The organism is Sporosarcina oncorhynchi (assembly GCF_033304615.1).
In the GTDB taxonomy this organism is placed as follows: Bacteria; Bacillota; Bacilli; order Bacillales_A; family Planococcaceae; genus Sporosarcina; species Sporosarcina oncorhynchi.
In genome coordinates this window covers 1,048,997-1,072,464 of sequence record NZ_CP129118.1, presented here as the reverse complement: position 1 = coordinate 1,072,464, position 23,468 = coordinate 1,048,997, and the positions used below count along the sequence as shown (strand labels likewise).

Sequence of the window (23,468 nt, the reverse complement as noted above, 5' to 3'; positions counted from 1 at the left end):
CGATTTATTATGATATCGCTTTTAGACCGACTACACCAATGACGATAAGTATGACACTTACTATACGGCCCTTACTTCTTGATTCCCCGAAAAACAGCATATTGATGAGCACGGCACCCGCCGTACCGATTCCAATCCAGACGGCGTATGCAGTGCTCACTTGCAAGTAATTGAACGACATGTAGAGAAATGCAAATGCCGATCCGAAACCACCTCCGAATAACAGTACATTTTTCCACGTCTTATCTTCATTATATTTATTCAACCCAATAACACCGATGAACTCAGCGGCAGCAGCGAGCATTACTAAAAACCAACCCATCAGTTAACAGCTCCTTTTTCCGCTTTTTTTTCTTCTACATCATCAGCTAGTTTTAATCCGATTACACCTAAGAGAAGTATGAAGATGAAGAATATCTTACCTCCACTTAAACTTTCACCGAATAAAAACACATCCATTAAAGCCGTACCGACTGTCCCGACCGCAGCAAATACTGCATACACTGTTCCTGTCGGCAAATCTTCACATGCTTTTGCTAAATAATGAAAATCGATGAAAATGAATAGCACAATCGGAATCCAGTGCCACCACTCACTCGCTACATTAAAACCAAATATCCAAACCAATTCAAAAAAACTAGTCATTGCTACATAAAACCATGATTTATTCATTTTTTCTACTCCTAACGTTAGTGACTGACTGTCATTCATTAACGAGCGCCATAAAATATTTCCAGTTGGAATCTACTTAAATTTTCTATTTAATCGAAAGCGCATGACGCAAAAATTCTTTTACTTCTTTTTTCTGAACGATTGCTTCATCTTCTTTATCTGTATCGTATAGGTAAATTTGTTCCGCTGCAGATTCGACGAGACCAATGACAAGTCTAGCTGTCCGTTCAGGATTAACTGAGTTACGGATGACATTGTCTTCTATCGCCTGCTTCAAACCATCACTAATCCATTCGTAAAAAGGCGCGTAAACCGTTTCCCAATTTTTCAGATGCTCTGTGGATGCAAGGCCCGCGTAAATGAGTGCCTGGATTTCATGATATTCTTCATTCACTTCAAAAATAGCATCAACGAGTTGATCCAATCTTTTTGGAAAAGGTTCATTTTCCGACACTCGATCTTTGACGATTTCCAATGTCTTTGCAACCATCACTTCCGCAATTGCAGGCATCAATGATAACTTGGATGGAAAATACAAATAAAAAGTACCTTGTGCAATGCCTGCCACTTTCACGATATCCGAGATTTTTGTCTTCTCAATTCCTTGTTGACGAAACACTTCAATAGCCGCTTCAATAATCCGTTCTTTCTTGTTCAAAGTATGTCCCCCCATTAATGAATGACTGTCATTCATTAATTTTAACATAGAAATCAGCTCATTTCAGCTGTTTTGAAAAATAAATATTTCACATACTATTTATAATGACAATGAGTGTGTAAGCGGTACCATTCACATAATATTGGGATTTAACCGAATAATTAATTTGATTTAAAACTGGTTACCTGCTAATAATATGATTATACATTTTTTATCTTATAAGAATGGAGTGGACGTTCATGGACAGGGATTATCGTTCTGCTTTGGAAATGCATGGACTGCATAAAGGAAAAATGGAGATTGTATCGACGGTACCGCTCGAAAATGCAGCGGATCTCAGTTTGGCTTATTCGCCTGGGGTTGCCGAACCTTGTCTGGAAATTGCGAAAGACCGCAACACCGTTTTTGATTATACGATTAAAGGAAATCTTGTTGCCGTCATCACTGATGGCACCGCAGTACTGGGCCTAGGGGACATTGGTCCAGAGGCCGCTTTACCCGTAATGGAAGGTAAGGCTCTTCTGCTTAAGCGTTTTGCAGATGTCGATGCCTTTCCGATTTGTCTTGGAACGAAGAATGTGGAAGAAATCATTCAAACAGTAAAAGCGATAAGCCCAACTTTCGGTGGCATTAATTTGGAAGACATTTCGGCCCCCCGCTGTTTTGAAATTGAAAAACGCTTGCGGGAAGAATGTGATATCCCCGTTTTCCACGATGACCAGCACGGAACAGCAATCGTCGTAGCAGCAGGTCTAATCAATGCATTCAAACTAATTAAAAAGGACTTGTCCACCGCAAAAATCGTCGTCAACGGTGCTGGTGCTGCAGGAATTGCAATCGTTAAACATCTGACCACACTTGGTTGCCGTCACATCATCCTTTGTGACTCAAAAGGTACAATCCATAAAGAACGAACTAATGGCATGAATCCCGTCAAAGTAGAAATGGCTTATAGTACAAATCCATTCGGCGTTACCGGAAGCTTGTCTGACGCGCTGATTAATGCAGATGTTTTCATAGGTGTATCGGTCGCTAACTTGTTGACGGAAAAAATGATTCAGTCCATGAACGAATCACCTGTACTCTTCGCTTTGGCGAATCCTACACCCGAAATAATGCCTGACCTTGCCAAACAGTATGGTGCTTTTATTATCGCAACAGGACGTTCAGATTATCCGAATCAAGTCAATAACGTACTCGCTTTCCCTGGTATTTTCAGAGGCGCGCTTGACGTCCGTGCTGGTGACATTAACGAAGAGATGAAAATGGCCGCTACCTATGCAATCGCATCATTGATTGATGAAAAAGATTTACATCCGGATTACATTATCCCTGATCCCTTTGACGAGCGCGTCGTCAATACAGTAGCTCAAGCTGTCGGTGAAGCTGCCATTAAAACGGGAACAGCCACACTTTCTGCCATACCCGTTGGTTAAAATGTTATTTACCTGTTTTCTCATCAACATGAAGAGTCCCATCACCTTGAATTTCCGCATAATAAACCTGTTCAATTGTACCGATACCTTTTTTCTTCAATTGACTATAGACCCATTCCTCTGTGAGTTTCAACTCAGTCAAGTTTTCCTTTATCAAATTCCCATCAGAAATAATTTCAGTCGGAATATATTTAGGCTCAGTGCCAGGAGCTTTGACATCTTGTCGAGTAGCAGGTTCTTGGCTCGCTTTTTTCAAAATACTCAGCTCACCGTTCGTTTCGAGAATCGCATAATTGACATCCATAATCGAAAATACCCCTTGCTCACGAAGCATCATATTTAAGTCATTCAACGTAAACCGTGCTTTCTTCATACCTTGCTCGCTAATTTTTCCTTTTAGGATTAATATCGTCGGCTTGTCATCAAGTAGCTTCCTAGCCTTGATGGATTTAATCGTCAACAAGTTCACAATTACTGTCAACACCGCCCACCATATTAATGCAATGGATCCATTGAAAAAATGCGTTTCGGCGTTCACAGAAATTTCCGCTGCGATCGACCCTATTGTAATGCCCGTGACATAATGGAAAAACGTCAACTGCGAAATCTGTTTTTTTCCCATAATCCTTGCAAGAATAAGAAGAATAATAAACGCCACAGTTGTACGGATGATCATTTCCCAAAAATCAATTTCCAACCAATCAGTCACTTACAATGCACCTCCGTTTCACTGTAGTGTGTAACAGAGGAGGTGAATTATACTAGTTGATTTGGTAAGGTAGCTCTCTTCTTAGCCTTTACTAAATCCTAAATTCAAGTATTCAACGGGCTAGCTTTGACTTTTTATATTCCTCGTATAAGAGTCATTTATTTTTTGTTCATAAATTCTATCCACGCGGTAATGCCGCCTTCCAAGACGACAACATCATAGGCACGACCAGAGAGAATGTTCGCACATTTCGTTGCGGAGTTTCCAGTCGTACATGTAATGATCAGCTCTTGATTCATTGGTAACATAGCTATATTTTCTTCCGATTCGTCTTCCAGCCTGAAAATTTCTGTTTTAGGTATATTCATATCCGATACATTAGAGTTTTCGATATGAAAATCGTTATATTTTTCTTCAGCCCGTACATCCACAAGTACAAATTCTTCTTGTGCTCTCATTTTCTCGAATAATTCTTCAGGTGTAATTGTTCTAACCGACAAATTCTTTTCCTCCTAAGTTATAACTTAGTAAATCATCAACTATCTAGCACTTCCAATGTGATTTCCACAATCTCAGGTCGATTAAATAATCTCAACGGAATTATACTGTTCCCAAGGCCCCTGCTTACCACCATCACTGTTTGATTCAACTCATGTTTGCCAGCAGTATATGTTGGAAAGAATCCTTGATTCGGTGCAACTAAACCGCCGATAAAAGGAATTCTAACCTGTCCACCATGGGCATGTCCTGCAAACACAATGTCAAAACCAGACGCTGCATAAAGGTCAAGCATTTCTGGACGATGCGATAGTAGAATCGTGAAACTGTCTTTCTCAATTCCCTCTATCGACTCCACGATAACGTCCTCCGTTCTCTCACGTTCAGTTAAACTCTTACTGCCATGAGCCGGGTCATCGATGCCAACAATGTACATTTTGTCATTTCCTTTATCCACGACATCATGCTCATTTCTCAAAACCCGTACCCCTAGATCATTCAGTGAACTTTCCAAGGAGCTGAATGTTCCAGACCACCATTCGTGGTTGCCAGAAACGTAATAAACAGGCACAATGGTTGTCAATTCTTTCATTAAGATAAGGCTAGCCTCATCTCCCACCCGATTAGAATCAATCAGGTCACCCGTAAATACAATGATATTCGGCTTTAGCTGACTTACTTTTCGAACCAATATTTGCTGGTCTCTCCCAAAATTCTTACTGTGAAGATCAGACAAATGGACGATCTTGTATTGATGGAAACCATTAGGGATGTCAGCTGAACGAATAACTGTTTTACTTGTGACGATTGAATTATTTTGAAAGTAAACGAAATAAGCGAATGCAACGATTCCAACCATTATATATATTAACTTTTTCTTTAACATGGATTCAATTCCTATCTCATAGCTTTAGTAAGTGTTCGCTAGAGTTTCGTTTATTTTAACATTTGTGGCGAAAACAACTTGTCTCTTCCCATTCAACCCTATAATTATTCCATTTCACAGAAAAACTTGCCGCTACTGAGTAAATAAACTCAATAACAACCGTGTTTAGCAGGGAACAGGATCAATCAGCTTTGACATGTAATATTCATCAACAAATTCATCACCGATGAATAAAGAGTGCTTTTTTGTTCCTTCAATTTCGAAACCCATTTTTTTATATAAAGATAGACCAGCTTCATTTCGACTAACCACCGTTAACTCTAAGCGATGCATATTGCGATGAATAGCCCATCGTTCCTCCTCTTTATATAAAAATCACTTTCTTTCACTACAAATTAAAAAAACGACGTCGGAATGTAGTATCCGCCGCCGTCTTTCCAATAGTATTATTTTAATCCCACTCATAAGGTGTTTCCTGATAGACGTAGTAATTCAACCAGTTCGAAAACAGCAGATGTGTATGCGATCGCCATGTGTTCAATGGCTCTTTAGAAGGGTCATTGTCTGGGAAGTAGTTTTCAGGGATAGCAATATCAATCCCCTTTGCTACATCGCGTGCATATTCTTCACCGAGTGTGCATGCATCGTATTCGAGATGGCCCGTGACCATAATATGCTTGCTATCCTTGGAAATAATGATAAAAGCTCCTGCATCTTCTGACACAGCCAACAATTGTAAACGCGGATCCTGTTCAATCTGTTCGACAGAAACGGTCGTGTATCTTGAATGTGGTGCATTAAACAGATCATTGAAGCCTCGCGCCAATTCTATCGTTGGATCAGTCAATGTATGACTGTATACACCTGAAAGCTTTTTAGGCAACTCAAATTTATTAATTCCGTAATGATAATAAAGCGCAGCCTGAGCCCCCCAACAAATATGCAAAACGGAAGTGACGTTCGTTTTTGACCAGTCCATGATTTGCTTCAATTCGTCCCAATACGCCACATCTTCAAATTCCAAATGTTCGATGGGTGCGCCGGTAATAATCAACCCGTCATAACGGTGGTTTCTGACCTTTTCGAACGTCGTGTAAAATGAGTCCAAATGATTTTTGCTGACGTTACGTGATTCATAGGTAGCCGTATTCAAAAAGGATACATTCACTTGCAAAGGTGTATTGCCAAGCAGTCTTAATAATTGGAGCTCTGTTCGTTCCTTTTCCGGCATGAGGTTCAAAATTAGTATATTTAGCGGCCGGATGTCCTGTGAAGTGGCCCTCATTTCATCCATAACAAAGATTTTTTCTTCTTTCAGCATTTCGCGTGCAGGTAATTGTTCAGGTATATTAATCGGCATTGTGAATTCCCCCTCAAAATAAACATCCTCGCTCCCTATAGATAGGAACGAGGATGTTTAGTAATTCTCCGCTCTTATCTCTCAAGACTTTCATCTTGTTGGAGGTAGCACCTTCCTGCAATTGCAGAGGTTGCTGAAGCGTCAACGGGCCAATTCCCTCTGCTTCTCTTGATAAGAAATATTCGATTGTGACTAGTATAGCATTTAAAACTGAATTGTATACCTATTTATTCAGCCCATGCACTTTTGCCTTTGAAAAACCAGATCCTAATATTTCAGAAGCGTTCAAGAAGATGACAAAAGATGTCGGTTCAGCTGTCTGTAATAACTTTTTCAAATAAACGGCTTCTGATTGTTCCACGACGCAGAAGATCATCGTCTTTTCATTATTCGAAAATCCCCCAGTTGACTGCACTTTCGTCAAACCTCTATCAATTTCGTTCTGGATAATCGATTGAATCTTATCAGGGCTTTCTGTAATAATGAGTACTAGCTTTGTCGGGGAAGTTTGTAATTGAACGAAGTCGATTACTTTGCTTGTCACATAGATTGACATAAGTGCGTACAGCGCCAATTCAAAATTAAAGACGAAAGCCGAAGTGACTACTACGACCCCATCAACAATTAGTTGAGAAAATCCGCTGGACATACCTGTGTATTTTTTTAACAATTGGGCAATAAGTGCTGTCCCGCCCGTTGAACCGTTTCCCCTGTACACAATACCGAGGCCAATCCCGAGCATAATCCCTCCATAAATAGAACTGAGTAGAGGATTTTCAATTGAGACATCAATTCCCGCAGTTAGAAAAATGACAAATGGAACGAAGAATGTCCCGACAATCGTTTTCGCACTGAACTCTTTCCCCGCTAGCAATAATCCGAGAATGATTAACGGAATATTAATAAGCCACTGTACGTATGCAGGATTGTAGCCGAACAATTCATAGAGAATTGTGCTGATTCCCGATACACCTCCCGCAGCAATTCGCGAAGGAAGCAAAAATATATTGAACGCGAGGCCGACGAGCGTGGCGCCGACAATAATCTGGATGTAGTCAAATACTATAGACTTCTTATGGATAATAGACATTCTGTATCCCCTTTTAAAATGTTTGGTGAAACCTACCCTATTTTAACAGAAATATTTGTTCACAATAGTTTTAAAACTTCCAAAAGAGGAATAGAGGATATAGGGAACGATAAGATAGTATATTCATATTTTTGCAATTCTTCTTATACACGGATAAGCTTACAGTAATTGCACAAGTAAATTCACAATGTCAGGGAGGATATTATGCGAAGTTTAGGTATTGTCAGGAAGGTCGATCATCTTGGGCGAATTGTCATTCCTAAGGAACTTAGGAACTCACTCCATCTTGAAAAAGGTGCTCCTATGGAAATCTTTGTAGATGAAGACATGATTATCTTACGAAAATACGTCGTCGACGAAGCTTGTATCGTAACTGGTGAAATTACACCAGAGAATACAAAACTGTCAAACGGTATGTATATTAGTCCGAGAGGCGCTGAAATTCTAAAAAAAGAAATCGCAGACAACAAAAAATGGAATTAATCATGTTCGTTAGGATATAATCGAAGGGCTACGGATCTACCGTAAGCCCTTTCTTTCGTGAAATTACTTTTTCAAACAGGAGGAGCTGTACAATGAATATTTTCGCACACAGGGGTGCTTCAGGAACTTACCCTGAAAATACGATCAGTGCTTTTAAAGAGGCTTCCTACTTGCCTGTTCATGGCGTGGAATTTGACGTACATATGACGGCAGACAATGAGCTAGTCGTCATCCATGACGAGAAGATTAACCGCACTTCTGACGGTAAGGGGTATGTGAAGGATATGACATTGTCGGAATTGAAAAATCATGATTTTGGCAGTTGGTTTTCTGCTGACTTCGCAGGCGAAACGATTCCGACACTGCAAGAAGTTCTTGAGGTATTCAGCAGTACGCATCACGTCTTGAATATCGAACTAAAATCAGATATTTTCCCTTATGATGGTATGGTCGAAAAGGTTATTGAATTAGTTACCGCTATGCAAATGGAATCACGTGTCATCCTATCTTCATTCGATCACGGAGCTATTCAAAAAGCAAAACAACTTGCACCTTCCATTAAAACAGGTGCACTTTTCATGGAAGTGCTCGTCAATCCTGTCGACTACATCCGTAACATACCCGCAGACGCGTTACATGTACTTTTCCCTGCCGCCATCCGACCATCGATGCAGGAAGTGTTTGAGGCTGGGCTCCCTGTCAGAACATTCACAGTCAATGATGAAAAGTACGCAAAAATGCTGGAACAAGCCGGAGTTGAAGCCATTTTTACAGATTACCCGGAAAAAATGTATACCATACTTCAAGCTAAGTCATAAAAAAAGGGAGAAGCGCTGTATTGGCTTCTCCTCCTTTTAATTTACGCACTTAATTCATTTATAAATGCTTCAATTTCTTCACGTGTCTTCCTGTCCTTGCTAACAAAACGACCTACTTCTTCTCCGCTGTGATATGCAATGAAACTAGGAATACCGAAAATATCGTGTTGCTGGCAAATATCCATGAACTCATCGCGATCTACATAGATGAATTCATATTCTGGATAATCCGCCATTAATCCTGGCAATAATGGCTCAATGATGCGGCAATCAGGACACCAGTCCGCTGAAAACATAAAAATTGTCCGTTCCCCGTTTTTCAATTGCTCAAATTGTTCCACTGACTTTAATTTCTCCATTGTAACAACCTCCTCTAATGACAATCTCTTGTTGAGTATATCACCCAAAACCCATTCCATCATATGACAATGCACAAATTACTCATGATTGAAGCAAATCGGGGAATTCTATGTGTGATAGAAGGAGGAATCCCTTTGCGCACTAACTTGTTTATTTTTATGGGTAGCATTTTCATTTTCAGCCAATTGTCATCAACTTCCGTATCAGCGCAATCTGAATCGGAAGTTATCGATGAACGAATGCGCCATTACTTCGAATCCTCAAGTGAACTTGTTCCTTGGTATCATTTAGCTGCAATCGATCAATATGAACGGAATATCCAACAAGTTCGACCCGATATCGAGAAATCGCCTGGCCCGATTTCACTTCAATTTCCTTTAGAGTACTGGATAGGTGCATTGAATCCAAACTCACTTGATACGTCTCCCCTTTCTATTTCCTTTTTCGGTGGAAATGGAACGGATGGCAATGGGGATGGAGTAGCGGATCGAACAAATCCATCAGATGTTCTTCAAACGATGGCTACGCATCTGGCTTTTTACGGACCAAATGAAGCCGAGTATAAGGCGGCTTTATGGCATTATTACAAACGGGAAGCGACTGTAAATCAAATTTTGGCGATTGCCAAGCTTTACAGACATTTTGGAACGGTTGAACTGGATGCACACACATTCCCAATCCCTAAACGGTATCATTACAGCTATCGCGGCACATTCGGGTCAAGCCGCGGCTGGGGCGGGCGCAGAATCCATGAAGGAACAGACCTGTTCGCAGGATACGGCGTGCCTGTCGTCGCAACTTCTTATGGTGTCATTGAAGTGATGGGTTGGAATAACTATGGAGGCTGGCGAATCGGGATTCGCGACAATCATAACACTTATCATTATTATGCCCATTTAGCCTATTTTGATAAAGGCATTAAAGAAGGAGATGTCGTCGAGCCTGGTACGTTGCTAGGGTATGTTGGCAGTTCTGGATACGGTAAAGAAGGCACGTCAGGAAAATTCCCACCGCATCTCCATTATGGCGTCTACAAATACAACGGCCGGACGGAATGGTCATTTGATCCGTTTCCCGCTTTAAGAAATTGGGAGAGGCAGAAGTGAAGACAAACAAAGGCTGTTTCATCGATTTTCTGATGAAACAGCCTTTGTTTTATATATTCAGTACTTTAAACAAGAAGGAGTAGACGTCTGTTTGCTCTTCAATGATTTTGACTGTCGGTTTCCCCATTCCATGGCCTGCATTTTTTTCTACACGCAACAAAATCGGATTTTCACCTTGTTGAGCTGCTTGTAGCGTCGCAGCAAATTTCTTTGCATGCAATGGGACGACGCGGTCATCCGTATCGGCAGTCGTAATGATTGTCGGTGGATAAGATGTTCCTTCATGCACATTATGCAGCGGTGAATATTTCATCATGAATTCGAAGTGATCTGCATTCGCTTCCGCGTTCCCGAAATCAGTAACCCAATAACGTCCAACGGTAAATTTATGGTAACGGAGCATATCAATAACAGGTACTTGGCAAACCGCTGCCCCGTACAGATCAGGTCTTTGTGTAATACACGCACCGACAAGCAATCCACCATTACTGCCGCCCATGATGGCAAGCTTTCCAGTCCGTGTATACTTCTTTTCGATGAGCCATTCAGCCGCAGCGATAAAATCATCAAAAACATTCTGCTTATTGCCCAATGTACCGGCATTGTACCAATCTTCTCCGAACTCCCCGCCACCTCTAAGATTGGCGACGGCATATACACCGCCCTCTTCCATCCAAAGTCTGAGCGCAGGCGAGAATGAAGGCGTCAAACTGACATTAAAGCCCCCGTACCCATATAAAAGTACCGGATTCTCCCCATTTAGTTCAATTCCTTTTTTATGCGTCAAGAACATTGGAATCTTAGTTCCGTCTTTTGATGGATAGAAAATCTGCGTCGTTTCGAAATCAGTCGTGTCGAATTTGTCGTCACGTTTAAATACATATGTCAGTTCACCCGATTTAAAATCATAGCTTGCCGTTGTACCTGGCGACAAATAGGATGTGTAGCCGATGAACATCGATGTGTCTTCTTTCTTTCCACTCATGCCTGACAATGAAACGAATGACGGCAATGGAATCTCTTTCACGAAAGCCCCGTCGGTAGCATAGACTTTCATCTTGTAATAGGCATTATGCAAATAACCTGTGACGAACTGGTTATTAATCATACTCCCAAACGAGAGGACATCTTCTTGCTCAGGGACGATGTCTGTCCATTCATCACTAGAAGGGTGATCTAAATTGATTGCGATAATTTTTTCTTTTGGCGCCTTATAGTTCGTCATGAAGTAGAACGTTCTGTCTTCGTTTCCGATAAATGAATACCGCGCATCATCATTCGCTAACAATTTGATGAAGTCACTATCTGTTTCAAGGTCTTTATAGTAGATTCTGCTTTTGTTTTCAGTCCCTTTCCATACATTGAGAATTAGGTATTTATAATCGTCTGATAGGATGGGGTCAAAAGAATGTTCTTTATTAGCCAAATCCTCAAAAATGAGTTTATCTTCTTCCTGAGCAGTACCAATTTCATGCCAATACACTTTATTATAATAGCTTTCCTCCCCAGCCAAAACGGTCGATGGATCCGGAAAACGGTTATAGTAGAAGCCGGTCCCTTCTTCGTTCCAAGCGATTCTAGAGAACTTGCACCATTGCAGTATTTCTTGCTCATCTTGCCCCGTTTCAAGATTACGGATTTTGACCTCTTGCCAATCACTTCCGTTTAAGGAAACACCATAAGCCATACGTTTGCCGTCTTTTGTGAAAGCAAGATTTGTAATTGCAGCAGTTCCTTCCTCATTCATTGTATTCGGATCCAAAACGACTTCAAAATCCCTACCGTCCAAATTTGCTGTCCGGTAAAATACCGCCTGATTTTGTAGTCCGTCATTCATATGAAAATAATAGTAATCGCCTTCTTTTCGCGGAACTGAATACTTCGGAAAATTCCACACATCCGTCAATTTCTCTTTTAGTTTCTGACGATCGGCATAAGTAGATAAATACGTTCGAGTTTGTTCATTCTGTTCGTCGACCCATGCTTGCACTTCTGTATTTTCCGGATCCTCTAGCCATCTATATGGATCCTGGACGTTCGTGCCGTGATAATTTTCTTCGACGACTTCCCTTTTAGTATGTACTGTCATCCAAATTCCCCCTAAGTTTGTTTTACCGGTTTCATTTTACCACATTGTTCTGAAAAGAGAGGAAAATTGAATTTCATAAAACCAAAAAATAAAGCAGCCAGTATGTAAATGGCTGCTTAGTATATCGTTATCGAGGATTATGAAGCGGAGGAGGTATAATCCAACCTTTTTCTTTATTCATCTTCAGCAATTTCATGCCGAACATCAATTTCTCAGCGTGAAATTTACTAAACATCATGGCGATGTCTTCTCTTAGACATTGACCGATCACCTGGCTTATCGATACAAGTGCCTGACCAACATTGATGGATATTGCCCCGGCGATTTCAGGATCGGTATAACGGACTCCTACCGGGATGTCTTCGCGATTCGCTTCAGGGCGGTCTGGAAGTGCAGGTGGTGGTGTTACACCATTCTCCTTTAAAATCATTTCCAGTTGATCATTTTCTTTTTTCATCATATCTACTGCATCGTGCAAAAGCTTTTTAAGTCCTTCATCGCCAACCTGATTAAGAAATCCTTGATAACCACTGATCAAGCCGTTATTTGCTCCAACATATGCCCAACAACCAAGTACCTCACCATAATGCATTGGTTCGTCTTTTGAATTTCCACTTAAAATGCCCATTTGTTTCTCCCTCTTTTCTTGAACTTTTCCATTGATATCATGGATTTGTTCTTATGATGTGTAAAACAGCCTATTTTATACACGAATAATTGTTAACTGAATGCACAAAGTATATTGACAATACATTTAACTTTGCTATGATAAAGTTTAATTGAATTTCCGAAACTATGTTGATGAAGACAAGCGTCTTATATGGAAGCCTGCAGAGAGCTGATGGATGGTGCAAATCAGCGGTTCCAATTTGTCGCAGCACTTCTGAATAGGTCAGCTGAACAATGGTTTTTTGTAGGCCGATCCGCTTCATGCCCGTTACGCATTTTATGAAGGCTGTCTTTAATGACGGCGAATTAGGGTGGCACCGCGTAGCTTAAAAGCTTTTCGCCCCTTGCACTAGTTGCAAGGGACGGAAGGCTTTTTTATTTTTATCCACAGGAGGAGATTAGCATGTTAAAAGACCAGACTTTTTTACGGATTCCAGGACCAACACCCATTCCACCAAGCGTTCAGCAGGCCTTGAGCCGTCCGATGAGCGGGCACCGAAGCAATGAAACATCGGAATTATTCGCATCACTTCAGCCCGGATTACACAAAGTGTTTGGAACAACACAAGATGTACTAATTTTGACCGGAAGTGGCACATCCGCATTGGAAGCCGCTGTCGTAAACACTGTTCAGGCGGGTGATGAAGTACTTGTTATCGTTACTGGTTCATTCGGCGAACGATTCGTGGGCATTTGCGAAGCGTATGACATAACCGTCCATCGATTAGATGTAGAGTGGGGTACTAGCTTTCAGGTTGAAGATGTTCAAGAATCTTTGAAAAAGCATCCCGCCGTCAAAGCGGTCTTTGCAACATTTTGTGAAACGTCTACAGGGGTCATTAATCCTATAACCCTCCTGTCAAAAGCTGTGAATGAAGTGAGCGAGGCTTTGACTATAGTTGATGGCGTCTCTTGTGTAGGTGGCGTACAGACAAGAATGGATGATTGGGGGATTGACATCTTGGTAACAGGTTCGCAAAAAGCGCTCATGTTGCCTCCTGGACTTGCATTCATTGCCGCTAGTGTCCGTGCATGGAAATGCATTGAAATGAATTCTGGCCGGGGATTCTATTTAGATTTGGTGAAATACAAAAAAGGTCTGAAGCAAAACAGCACGCCTTTCACGCCCGCCGTTTCACTTCTTTTCGGATTGGATGAAGCGCTTCAGCTGCTTGAAAAAGAAGGCTTTCCGGAAGTTTTTGCTCGCCATACACTTATGAAAAAGATGACTCGTGCCGCTTTTCGTTCATTAAATATCCCATTACTTACGAATGACGAAGACGCATCTGAAACAGTTACAGCCGTGCAACCTAATGACTTCGACGCAGATGCTTTTAGAAAAGTGCTTAAGAGTGAATTCGGATTAAGTATTGCAGGCGGCCAGGGACGTTTAAAAGGAAAAATTTTGAGGATCGGCCATATGGGGTACTGTTCCCCTGCTGATATGTTGCAGACTTTGGCGATGATGGAAATCGGTTTATTGAAAATCGGTAAGAAAATAGAACTTGGAAAAGGTGTCGCGGCCGCCCAACAAGTTTATCTGACAATGAGGGGGACTAAATAATGTTTAAAATACTTGTGAGCGACCCGCTTAGTGAAGAAGGCATTCAGCCACTACGGCAAGCGGATAATCTAGAAATTATCCTTGCTACAGAATTATCGCATGAAGCGTTACTAGAAATCGTAAAAGATGTGGACGCTATACTCGTACGCAGTCAGACTCAAGTTACCCGTGAAGTGATTGAAGCAGCAATGCAATTAAAGATGATTGGACGCGCTGGTGTTGGTGTCGATAATATCGATTTGGAGGCCGCCACTGAACATGGCATCATCGTCGTCAATGCGCCAGATGGCAATACAAATTCAGCAGCTGAGCATACAATCGCGATGATGACTGCACTTGCAAGGAAAATTCCGCAAGCATTCAATTCGTTGAAAATTGGACATTGGGATCGAAAGTCGTTTATTGGTGTAGAACTGAAAAACAAGACACTCGGCGTCATTGGCCTTGGTCGTATTGGGGCTGAAGTAACCGCACGCGCGAAAGGCCAGCGAATGAATGTTATCGCCTATGATCCGTTTCTAACCGAAGAGAAGGCCAAAAAGATGGGCATCGGCTTTGGTACAATTGATGACGTGTTAAAAGCGGCGGATTTTATAACTGTCCACACACCGTTATTAAAAGAGACCCGTCATTTATTGAATAAAGAAGCGTTTGAAAAAATGAAAGACGGTGTGCAGATTATAAACTGTGCAAGAGGAGGCATTATAGACGAGGATGCCCTGTATAATGCCATTGTATCCGGTAAAGTTGCAGGTGCTGCACTCGATGTTTTTGAAACGGAGCCATTTGTCGGTCATCCTTTGCTAGACTTGCCTGAAGTGATTGCAACACCACATTTAGGGGCAAGTACGAAAGAGGCACAGGAAAGCGTCGCAGTGGACGTCAGTATGGATGTCGTGAATTTCTTCAATGGAGAAGCAGTTCGAAATCCAGTCAATCTTCCCTCTGTTTCGAAGGAAGTGCTTGCAAAAATTGCTCCCTTCTTGAACCTTGCTGAGAAGCTTGGTACATTCCTGTCGCGTCTGACGGATGAAACAATCGTCGGTGTGACGATTCATTACGCAGGAGAACTTGCCGATTATGATGTGAGGGCATTAACACGTAATACCGTCAAAGGGATTCTGAAACGAAATCTTGGAGATCATGTCAATGATGTAAATGCCAAATTCCTTGCCGAACGTTTCGAAATCAAGGTAGAAGAACATAAAACAACTACCACTAAAGGGTTCCTGAATCTCATGACTGTCGAAGTGCGCACTGCAGTTGCTAGCCATCGCGTCTCGGGTACATTGCTAAATGGCCTTGGCCCGCGCATCGTTAAAGTCGATGACTATGTAGTCGACGTCGTGCCTGAAGGTCATCTCTTGTTCATTAAACATAAAGATCAGCCCGGTGCAATCGGACGCGTCGGTACATTGCTTGCAGCCAAAAACATCAATATCGCAACAATGCAAGTCGGTCGCTCCGAAGTCGGCGGAAATGCAATCATGATGTTGACGATTGATAATCATGTGGCACAGAATGAGACGAACGATTTGACTGACCTTGTGGATATTTATGAAGTGCGTGTAATTGACCTTTAATTTGTAGGTTTTTTGCGCAATGTGGCGCTGACAATGTTTCGTTGCGCCTGCTACATTTCGATACGACGAAGGTACGTTGTGATACGAGCCTCCTACGTTTCGATACGCGCCGGTTACGTTTCGTTGCGCCTGCTACATTTCGATACGACGGGTGTACGTTGTGTTACGAACCGTCTACGTTTCGATACGCGCCGGTTACGTTTCGTTGCGCACTCTACATTTCGATACGACGGAGGTACGTTGTGATACGAGCCGTCTACGTTTCGATACGCGCCGGTTACGTTTCGTTGCGCACTCTACATTTCGATACGACGGAGGTACGTTGTGTTACGAACCGTCTACGTTTCGATACGCGCTGGTTACGTTTCGTTGCTCACTCTACATTTCGATACGACGGAGATACGTTGTGTTACGAGCTGTCTACGTTTCGATACGCGCCGGTTACGTTTCGTTGCGCACTCTACATTTCGATACGGCCAAGTTGATCTAAAATCGGAAATAATTCTTCTAAATGATTGATCTCATATGTCGCCTGAATTTCATCGCGTTTCGGTTGATTTTCGCGATTGATCCACACGGAACGCATGCCAACTCGTGATGATCCCAAAATGTCCGTCATTAAGTTATCACCAATCATTAATGACTCGCCCGCAGAATGACCTGTCTTCTTCATGACATATTCAAAGATAGATGGATCAGGCTTTCCTTTTCCAAATGCACCTGAAATAATTATTTCATCAAAATACGGTTTCAATTCAGGTGTGATTTCTAATTTTGTGTTTTGTAGTGATGGAGCGCCATTTGTCAGTAAAACGAGCGTATAGTTTCCTTTCAATTGGTCCAGTACGGAAAATGTTTCTTCATAGACAAATGGGCTCATCTTTCGCTCTTCAATGAATATCGCAGCTAATTTTTCTCCAATTACAGCATTATGTATACCCATTTTTTGCAGCCCGGTTGTCCAAGCTTCTTTCTGGTAGTGCGGAATGATTTCTTTCATTCGTCCAAATGCAGCCTCTGCATCATCAAATATTCCCCATAACCCTTCAAATGGGTTAATACCGATGTTCTGTGTAAATTCATATGTATCGTATGTAGCATAAAGTTTTCTTGCCGCTTCTCGTACCGCATTCTCCAATTCAAACGCATCAATATATAGGAGCTCAGCTGCATACTTACATGTATTTTCAAATGCAGTTGCAATGCTTTTCTTGTCCCATAAAAGTGTGTCATCTAAGTCGAAAATGATTGTCTTTATCAACTTTCATCACTCCCCTTTGCTCGATTATACACAAAAAACCGCTCCAAAAACGTTTGGAGCGGCATGTTTATGTTATATAGATATTGCGATCCCAGAATCGTTGTTGCGCAATGGCTTTGATAAATTCCTCCGAGAAATCTGGATTTGTCCAGAATAAAATTCCGGCACCCGGTTTAGCATCCGATCTGCTGAATATGTCCATCCCAGTGGACGCTACACCTATAGGTTTATACTGTTGATACGCAGTATTGATGAATTCAATCATATTACTATCAAACTGTTTTTGGTTCCCTGCTTTACCACCAACGATATAGAGTGAATCGAATAATGCCGCATTCGTTGTGACAAGTGTCTGATTGACGACAACTTTTACGCCGTCAGCTCCTCTCAAACTTCCGAGATTCTGACCGACTATGTCTACCGATACACCCTCGTTCAACAAAGCCTTGACGACATCTTTCACTTCCTTGCCAGAGAACTCTTCCCCGATTAACACGCCTACTCTCAATGTGTACGGATATTTCGGTGTATTTTCCAGACTGAGCGCGGGTGAAGATGCTGTCACATCAACTTGCTCTCCTGTCGGTTGTTTGACACCTACTGCATGAGCGAGTTCCTCTGCAAGTCGTTTATCGACATTAACGAACATATCCACCACTTGCTGTCTGACACTTTCCGATTTCACTTTCCCGACTTCAAAAATAAATGCGTTTTTAATATGCTGCTTCTCAACCGGAGACATACTGTTCCAAAAAAGACGCGCTTGGGAAAAATGATCTTTAAATGAATCACTTCGTGCCTGGATGACACGGCCCTCTACTTTTTCCGCATAGTGGACATAGCCACCTTCTTTCCATGTGGACGTAGAAGGTGTATTATTTGCGAGACTGTTCTTGTGATAACTCACTTGCCCTTTGTTAATACGCTGTCTACTAAAGCCATCACGCTGATTATTATGAAACGGACAAACTGGACGGTTAATCGGGATTTCCGTAAAGTTCGGACCACCTAGGCGTAATAGTTGAGTGTCCAAGTATGAAAACAGCCTACCTTGCAACAATGGATCATTTGAAAAATCGATACCCGGGACGACATTCCCTGGATGGAAAGCGACCTGTTCTGTTTCAGCAAATACATTGTCTACATTCCGATTCAATGTAATTTTTCCGAAGAAACGTATCGGAACTTGTTATTCCGGCCATATTTTTGTAGCATCCAAAATATCAAAATTAAACATAAATTCATCTTTTTCATCAATCATTTGAACACCAAGATCGTATTCGACAATATTTCCATGTTCAATGTTTTCCCATAAATCCCGTCTGTGGAAATCGGGATCATGACCAGAAATCATTTGCGCTTCATCCCAAATGAGTGAATGGACACCTAGCCTCGGCTTATAATGAAACTTTACAAACTTCGCATCTCCTTGTTCATTTACCAATCTGAACGTATGAACGCCAAAACCATGCATCATCCTGTAACTTCTCGGAAGTGCATAATCAGACATGAGCCACATAACCATATGGGCAGTTTCCTGGTTATTTGCGACAAAATCCCAGAATGTATCATGTGCTGACGAAGCTTGAGGGATTTCATTATGCGGCTCGGGCTTCACGGCATGAATCAGATCAGGAAATTTAATGGCATCCTGTATGAAAAAAATCGGCATATTATTTCCAACGAGATCGAAGTTCCCTTCCTCGGTATAAAACTTTATCGCAAAACCTCGAACATCCCTTACCGTGTCTGCGGAACCTTTACTTCCCGCAACATTTGAATAACGTATGAATATCGGTGTCTTCGTCCCTGGTTCCTGCAGAAAACCTGCCTTCGTAAATTCTTTCATGGAATGATACAATTCAAATTCGCCATGTGCCGCATATCCTCTCGCATGAACGACTCGCTCAGGAATGCGTTCATGGTCAAAATGTGTAATCTTCTCACGCAGGTGGAAGTCCTCTAGTAATGTTGGGCCCCGGACACCTGCTTTTAAAGAGTTCTCATCATCAGATACTTTCAATCCTTGGTTAGTCGTCATTTTAGTACCGGTGTCATCCACAATATATGGTTGTAGTTGCTCAATTTTCTCGTTCTCTGATTCTTTCATTCAATCCCCTTCCGTATAGACATTAAGCCATCCTCCATACTATATGCGTCTTGTAGGCAATGGGTACTTAACTCAAGTTGCACAGACTATCCAATCCGTTACAATTGAAGAAGAGTAAACGTAAGGAGGAATATGAATGAATTCACATTATTTTGTCGGCATCAAAGCGCCGCTATCGATTCAATCGCAAGTTGTACGCTATCGCGAGACTTTGCAGCTTGACCAGCAATATAAAGTGTTACCAGTCATGGAAGATTTGCATCTCACTTTATTTTTTATCGGAGCACTTACCGACCAACAATGCCACCTATTGAATGAACGGCTTGCGACTCTTGCAATGAATCATCAACCGTTCCCTCTTTCAATCGATGGACTTTCCTACTTTGGTTCCCCAACAGGTCCGCGTGTCGTGTATCTATCTGTCGAGCCATCTAATCAACTCAACTTGTTGCAACAATCGATTGCAAATATTGTTAGTGAATTGCTTTTAATAGAAGCGACCAATCCATTCACACCTCATATTACGATTGCGAAGAAAAGAAAGACAACGGAGGATTCGGTTATTCCTATCGAGAAGTTTACCAAGGTCGATTTCGCGACGGAACAGTTTTCACTCTATAAGATTCATCCTGCTAAAACACCAAAATATGAAGCGTTATTTACCTATTCACTAAAAAATTCCTCGGGATGATCGTCACCCGAACTATTGCGTTTTCTTCATTTTGATTATCGCTGTATGATTACCATTTCCAGTCCACATACTACCGATAAAAATCAACATAAAAAGTAGGATGTGGAAGCGTGGACTTTTTCTTTGCTCAAGAATCATTAACGATTGTTCAATGGATATTACGTGCCATTGTAGCGTTTTTCTTTTTACTGTTTGCGACTAAGATGTTAGGGGAACGTTCAATATCTCAATTGAGGTTAATCGATTTCACGATAGCTTTAATTCTAGGGAATGTTTTGGCTCAACCTTTAGCCGATAATAGTTTAGGTTTAAAGGGTGCGCTAGTCACTACTAGCATGCTAATTATTCTGTATAATCTATCTGTGTTTACAATGTTAAAATGGGGAAAACTTCGAAAATTGGTCGAACCTTCACCTTATCCGCTCATAAAGAATGGTGAATTAATTTATCAAAACATCAAAAAAGCGAGAATAACAATTGATCATTTATTATCCGAACTGCGTAAATCTCAAATTGAAGAAGTTCAAAAAGTCGCATTAGCGTTGTGGGAATCAGATGGTAGCATTTCCTTTTTCCTACATCCACAGCATCAAGTCGTGACGCAAGCATCATTGCAACTGATTTCGGCTCCATTTTCCTTTCCTGTCACGGTCGTTAAAGAAGGGATAATTGAAATTAATACATTGAAACTTGTAGGCAAGGATCTGGATTGGTTGCAAAATAGATTCATTAATTACAACGTGAAATTACCAGAAGTACTACTCGCAACTGTTGACTCCAGTGAAAATCTGAGAATTTATTTGTATGATGTTTTTGAGTGAAATAGGACAACCTATCTTTCCCAATATTCAAGTTGCTCTGTTGAGTTAAAAACCACATGCGCTTTTAGTCAATTGTGGATATTAGTGAGTCACTTCGCTACTTTAAATTGGTTAAACGATAAATTTTCAACTTCACTTTATCATTATAAAATATCCATCTTCTTCAGCAGCCTCTATGGTCACTTCAAACTTTCTCGAATGGTGCAGCAGCATATCGGCTAGTATTCCAGTGCCAGTTGTGGCTACATACTTTCTATCACTTTTCGGCAATAAAAAAGATCTCCATTTGGAAACCTTTTACTCGTATTAGTAGCATTGAAACTACTGAATGCTTTTCTCTGTATTATTGAATATGATGCTTGTGATTGTGCTAGATAGAATATGCAGCTCATGCATCGGTCTTGTCATTGCTACATATAACAATTTACGGTCAATCGGATGATTCGTAAATGGGTCGTCAAATGACCCAATGATAACTGCGTCGAACTCTAAACCTTTTGATAAGTGACTAGGAACAATAAGGAGACAATTCCTAGCTATATCCGATTCTTCCCCTAACAATTGCACGGGTATGCCCGCACCTTCTAGTGTCTTATGAATTTTTGATGCTTCCACACGTGTTTTGCAGATGAACGCAATTGAATGATGACCACGCTCTACAATTGATTGATAAATTTCATCCACCTTTTTAACATCGAGGTTGACCATATTATACATTTCGGGTTCACGTCCATGACGGACAACTGGTTCCACTAACGGCAACTCTTCGTCCATCTGCTGAAGCACTTTGTTCGCCAACTGCATAATTTCGATTGTAGTCCGGTAACTTTTTTGGAGCGTCATATAAGTTGCTCGTGGAAATAATTTCTTAACGGGATCCCATGAAGTTAAAGCCCTGTAGCTATGTATTCCTTGGGCCAAGTCTCCCACCATTGTGAACATATCCGTTTCAAGTCCGTCTTGCAGTGCGGCCAGCTGGAACTCACTGTAATCCTGCACTTCGTCGATGAAGACGACACGCATTTTCCATTCATCCGCGATTCCTTTCAATCGGGCATGCAAATAATAGAGAGCCGCTAAATCCTCTAGCTCCCATGACTCTTTCTGATGTGTCGAGAAAAACATATTCTTCTTGTGTTGTGACCAGTCACTTGCCAACTCATCATGCAACGCTGGGTCTGATAGCCACTCCCTGTATAATTTCTTAACGTTAAATTTTTTGAACTTCCGCATATAAGTAGAAACGGTTTTCTTTCCCTCTTTTTCAATGAACGGCAGACGCTCATCACGTTCGTCCATAATCCTCGTAATTCTTGCTTTCCGCTTTTTATCATCCCGGATGCCGTAAAGTGCTTTATCGAGCGCTTCCTCATACTTATCAGACAGTAGCGTATATAGCTGTTTACGTTTTCGATTCACTTCCGCTTGCATGATCAATTTGATCCGTTCGACTCTTTTCTCAAGAGGCATGTATTTGAAGTCTTCAAGAAATAACTTCCTCAGACGGCTTCCACGCATGACACGGTATTTCTCAATAAAGACATCTTCAAACTGTGTGGCCATTTGTTGTTCAAGCTTTTTGATGTAGGCTTCCATAATATTTCTGTAGTCAAGAGTCCCTTTTACTCTGCTGATGGCGATTTTCTCGCTGTCAGCACCCTTTGCGGTCAGGTGCTCTAGCAAGCCATTCGGATCTTTCATTTTCAACTTCAATCCTGTAGCATCGACTACATAGTCAGCAAATGTCGTCTGACAAATCTCGCCGACACCTAGTTCCGGAAGGACATCCCCTATATAATCCATGAACAGCTTGCTCGGTGCTAAGATCATTAATTTATTGGAAGGAAAGTCTTCTCCCATCGTATAGAGAAAATAGGAAATTCTATGGAGAGCGATGGTCGTCTTTCCACTTCCTGCCGCCCCCTGAACGATAATCGGTTGCTTCAGATTCGCCCGAATGATCTCATTCTGCTCCGCCTGGATCGTCGAAACGATTTCCGTTAGCCGTGTGTCTGCTTTACCTGACAGTGCATCTTGCAGCAGCTCATCATTCGTCGTCAGATCGACATCCATTATATCCAGCAGTTCGCCTTCCTCAATTTTAAATTGCCTTTTTGAAAACAGATGCCCGCTAATCTCCTCGTCACGAACTTTGTAAGTTAAATCTCCAAGCCTGCCGTCGTAGTAGACATTCGCTACGGGTGAACGCCAATCGACGATAATCGGTTCCTGCGTTTCTTGATGAAAGACAGACGTTTTCCCAATATAGAGAATTTCATCTTTCTCGCCCCTCGCCTGAAAATGGATTCGAGCAAAATAGGGTCTCTGCTGTACTGCCTCCAAGCCTTCCTTCTGTGAACGAGCCATCTCGAAAAACCGGGTATTCGTCAGGATGTTAATATAACTTAAACTAGAATCCAAGTATTCCAGGTCGGCTGTCGCACGGCGTATTTCATCTTTTGAAGTTGAGACAGTGCGCTGCGTCTCTTCCAGCAACTTTTTCATGTAATGCTTCGTATAATCGAGTCGTTCACTTTCGAACTCAAAATCAGGATGTTGCTGCATTGGACAGTTCCCCCTGTACGCGTATTCAGAATTTTTCAT

General features: G+C 41.6%; 22 protein-coding genes, 1 pseudogene, 1 riboswitch and 1 other annotated feature. Of the genes and pseudogenes, 8 read left to right on the top strand and 15 right to left on the bottom strand.

What is annotated here, in order from left to right; genetic code table 11:
• Nucleotides 1-7 precede the first annotated feature (7 nt).
• The 3 genes from QWT69_RS04965 to QWT69_RS04955 all read right to left on the bottom strand — a co-directional run bounded on the left by QWT69_RS04965 (nt 8) and on the right by QWT69_RS04955 (nt 1,345).
• A complete protein-coding gene (locus QWT69_RS04965; RefSeq protein ID WP_317969566.1) occupies nt 8-322 on the bottom strand; it encodes a DMT family transporter in 315 nt (104 codons plus the stop codon).
• The gene (locus QWT69_RS04960; RefSeq protein WP_317969564.1) at nt 322-672 is read right to left on the bottom strand and encodes a DMT family transporter; all 351 of its coding nucleotides are present in this window, start codon (nt 670-672) and stop codon (nt 322-324) included. The genes QWT69_RS04965 and QWT69_RS04960 overlap by 1 nt, the downstream gene beginning before the upstream one ends.
• Nucleotides 673-757: 85 nt before the next feature.
• The gene (locus tag QWT69_RS04955) at nt 758-1,345 is read right to left on the bottom strand and encodes a TetR family transcriptional regulator (protein WP_317970928.1); all 588 of its coding nucleotides are present in this window, start codon (nt 1,343-1,345) and stop codon (nt 758-760) included.
• Between the two features lie 224 nt (nt 1,346-1,569).
• On the opposite strand from QWT69_RS04955, the gene QWT69_RS04950 reads away from it, so the two are divergent.
• A complete protein-coding gene (locus tag QWT69_RS04950; protein WP_317969562.1) occupies nt 1,570-2,766 on the top strand; it encodes an NAD(P)-dependent malic enzyme in 1,197 nt (398 codons plus the stop codon).
• A 4-nt stretch (nt 2,767-2,770) separates the two neighbouring features.
• Here QWT69_RS04950 and QWT69_RS04945 read toward each other — a convergent pair whose 3' ends face one another.
• The 6 genes from QWT69_RS04945 to QWT69_RS04925 all read right to left on the bottom strand — a co-directional run bounded on the left by QWT69_RS04945 (nt 2,771) and on the right by QWT69_RS04925 (nt 7,309).
• Complete coding sequence (locus tag QWT69_RS04945; RefSeq protein ID WP_431312317.1) at nt 2,771-3,475, bottom strand: YetF domain-containing protein; 705 nt, start codon at nt 3,473-3,475, stop codon at nt 2,771-2,773.
• Between the two features lie 158 nt (nt 3,476-3,633).
• Nucleotides 3,634-3,975, bottom strand: coding sequence for a rhodanese-like domain-containing protein (locus QWT69_RS04940; protein WP_317969560.1), 342 nt, complete (start codon nt 3,973-3,975; stop codon nt 3,634-3,636).
• A 35-nt stretch (nt 3,976-4,010) separates the two neighbouring features.
• Nucleotides 4,011-4,859: a metallophosphoesterase gene (locus QWT69_RS04935; protein WP_317969558.1), complete on the bottom strand. Its 849-nt coding sequence runs from the start codon at nt 4,857-4,859 to the stop codon at nt 4,011-4,013.
• 165 nt (nt 4,860-5,024) lie between these two features.
• The gene (locus QWT69_RS17255) at nt 5,025-5,192 is read right to left on the bottom strand and encodes a GNAT family N-acetyltransferase (RefSeq protein WP_348539042.1); all 168 of its coding nucleotides are present in this window, start codon (nt 5,190-5,192) and stop codon (nt 5,025-5,027) included.
• Nucleotides 5,193-5,310: 118 nt separating this feature from the next.
• A complete protein-coding gene (metA, locus tag QWT69_RS04930) occupies nt 5,311-6,219 on the bottom strand; it encodes a homoserine O-acetyltransferase MetA (protein ID WP_317969556.1) in 909 nt (302 codons plus the stop codon).
• 71 nt (nt 6,220-6,290) lie between these two features.
• Nucleotides 6,291-6,397, bottom strand: a riboswitch (SAM riboswitch).
• Nucleotides 6,398-6,442: 45 nt separating this feature from the next.
• Nucleotides 6,443-7,309 (bottom strand): YitT family protein, encoded by an 867-nt coding sequence (locus tag QWT69_RS04925; protein ID WP_317969554.1) that lies wholly within the window; start codon nt 7,307-7,309, stop codon nt 6,443-6,445.
• Nucleotides 7,310-7,513: 204 nt separating this feature from the next.
• Between QWT69_RS04925 and QWT69_RS04920 the strand changes: the two genes are divergently transcribed.
• Both QWT69_RS04920 and QWT69_RS04915 read left to right on the top strand, forming a co-directional pair.
• The gene (locus QWT69_RS04920) at nt 7,514-7,792 is read left to right on the top strand and encodes an AbrB/MazE/SpoVT family DNA-binding domain-containing protein (RefSeq protein WP_317969552.1); all 279 of its coding nucleotides are present in this window, start codon (nt 7,514-7,516) and stop codon (nt 7,790-7,792) included.
• A gap of 92 nt (nt 7,793-7,884) precedes the next feature.
• On the top strand, nt 7,885-8,610 hold the full coding sequence (locus QWT69_RS04915; protein WP_317969550.1) for a glycerophosphodiester phosphodiesterase: 726 nt from the start codon (nt 7,885-7,887) through the stop codon (nt 8,608-8,610).
• A 41-nt stretch (nt 8,611-8,651) separates the two neighbouring features.
• Here QWT69_RS04915 and QWT69_RS04910 read toward each other — a convergent pair whose 3' ends face one another.
• Entirely contained in the window at nt 8,652-8,969 is a 318-nt protein-coding gene (locus tag QWT69_RS04910; RefSeq protein WP_317969548.1) for a thioredoxin family protein, read from the bottom strand.
• A 159-nt stretch (nt 8,970-9,128) separates the two neighbouring features.
• Between QWT69_RS04910 and QWT69_RS04905 the strand changes: the two genes are divergently transcribed.
• Entirely contained in the window at nt 9,129-10,076 is a 948-nt protein-coding gene (locus QWT69_RS04905; RefSeq protein ID WP_317970924.1) for a M23 family metallopeptidase, read from the top strand.
• A 49-nt stretch (nt 10,077-10,125) separates the two neighbouring features.
• Here the strand turns inward: QWT69_RS04905 and QWT69_RS04900 are convergent, their stop codons facing one another.
• Together QWT69_RS04900 and QWT69_RS04895 are read right to left on the bottom strand one after the other, a co-directional pair.
• A complete protein-coding gene (locus tag QWT69_RS04900) occupies nt 10,126-12,165 on the bottom strand; it encodes a prolyl oligopeptidase family serine peptidase (protein ID WP_317969546.1) in 2,040 nt (679 codons plus the stop codon).
• A gap of 127 nt (nt 12,166-12,292) precedes the next feature.
• Nucleotides 12,293-12,793 (bottom strand): DUF3231 family protein, encoded by a 501-nt coding sequence (locus QWT69_RS04895; protein ID WP_317969544.1) that lies wholly within the window; start codon nt 12,791-12,793, stop codon nt 12,293-12,295.
• 161 nt (nt 12,794-12,954) lie between these two features.
• Nucleotides 12,955-13,182: a binding site (T-box leader), on the top strand.
• Between the two features lie 55 nt (nt 13,183-13,237).
• Here QWT69_RS04895 and QWT69_RS04890 point away from each other — a divergent pair.
• Nucleotides 13,238-14,398 (top strand): pyridoxal-phosphate-dependent aminotransferase family protein, encoded by a 1,161-nt coding sequence (locus QWT69_RS04890; RefSeq protein ID WP_317969542.1) that lies wholly within the window; start codon nt 13,238-13,240, stop codon nt 14,396-14,398.
• A complete protein-coding gene (serA, locus tag QWT69_RS04885) occupies nt 14,395-15,981 on the top strand; it encodes a phosphoglycerate dehydrogenase (RefSeq protein WP_317970922.1) in 1,587 nt (528 codons plus the stop codon). The genes QWT69_RS04890 and serA overlap by 4 nt, the downstream gene beginning before the upstream one ends.
• 460 nt (nt 15,982-16,441) lie before the next feature.
• Here serA and QWT69_RS04880 read toward each other — a convergent pair whose 3' ends face one another.
• Entirely contained in the window at nt 16,442-17,242 is an 801-nt protein-coding gene (locus QWT69_RS04880; protein WP_317969540.1) for an HAD family hydrolase, read from the bottom strand.
• A gap of 67 nt (nt 17,243-17,309) precedes the next feature.
• Nucleotides 17,310-19,352, bottom strand: a pseudogene (locus tag QWT69_RS04875) (catalase).
• Between the two features lie 136 nt (nt 19,353-19,488).
• Here QWT69_RS04875 and thpR point away from each other — a divergent pair.
• Complete coding sequence (gene thpR, locus QWT69_RS04870) at nt 19,489-20,043, top strand: RNA 2',3'-cyclic phosphodiesterase (protein ID WP_317969538.1); 555 nt, start codon at nt 19,489-19,491, stop codon at nt 20,041-20,043.
• Between the two features lie 110 nt (nt 20,044-20,153).
• The gene (locus QWT69_RS04865) at nt 20,154-20,864 is read left to right on the top strand and encodes a DUF421 domain-containing protein (RefSeq protein ID WP_317969536.1); all 711 of its coding nucleotides are present in this window, start codon (nt 20,154-20,156) and stop codon (nt 20,862-20,864) included.
• Nucleotides 20,865-21,185: 321 nt separating this feature from the next.
• On the opposite strand, the gene helD is transcribed toward QWT69_RS04865, so the two are convergent.
• The gene (gene helD / locus QWT69_RS04860; RefSeq protein ID WP_317969534.1) at nt 21,186-23,429 is read right to left on the bottom strand and encodes an RNA polymerase recycling motor HelD; all 2,244 of its coding nucleotides are present in this window, start codon (nt 23,427-23,429) and stop codon (nt 21,186-21,188) included.
• Between the last annotated feature and the right edge of the window lie 39 nt (nt 23,430-23,468).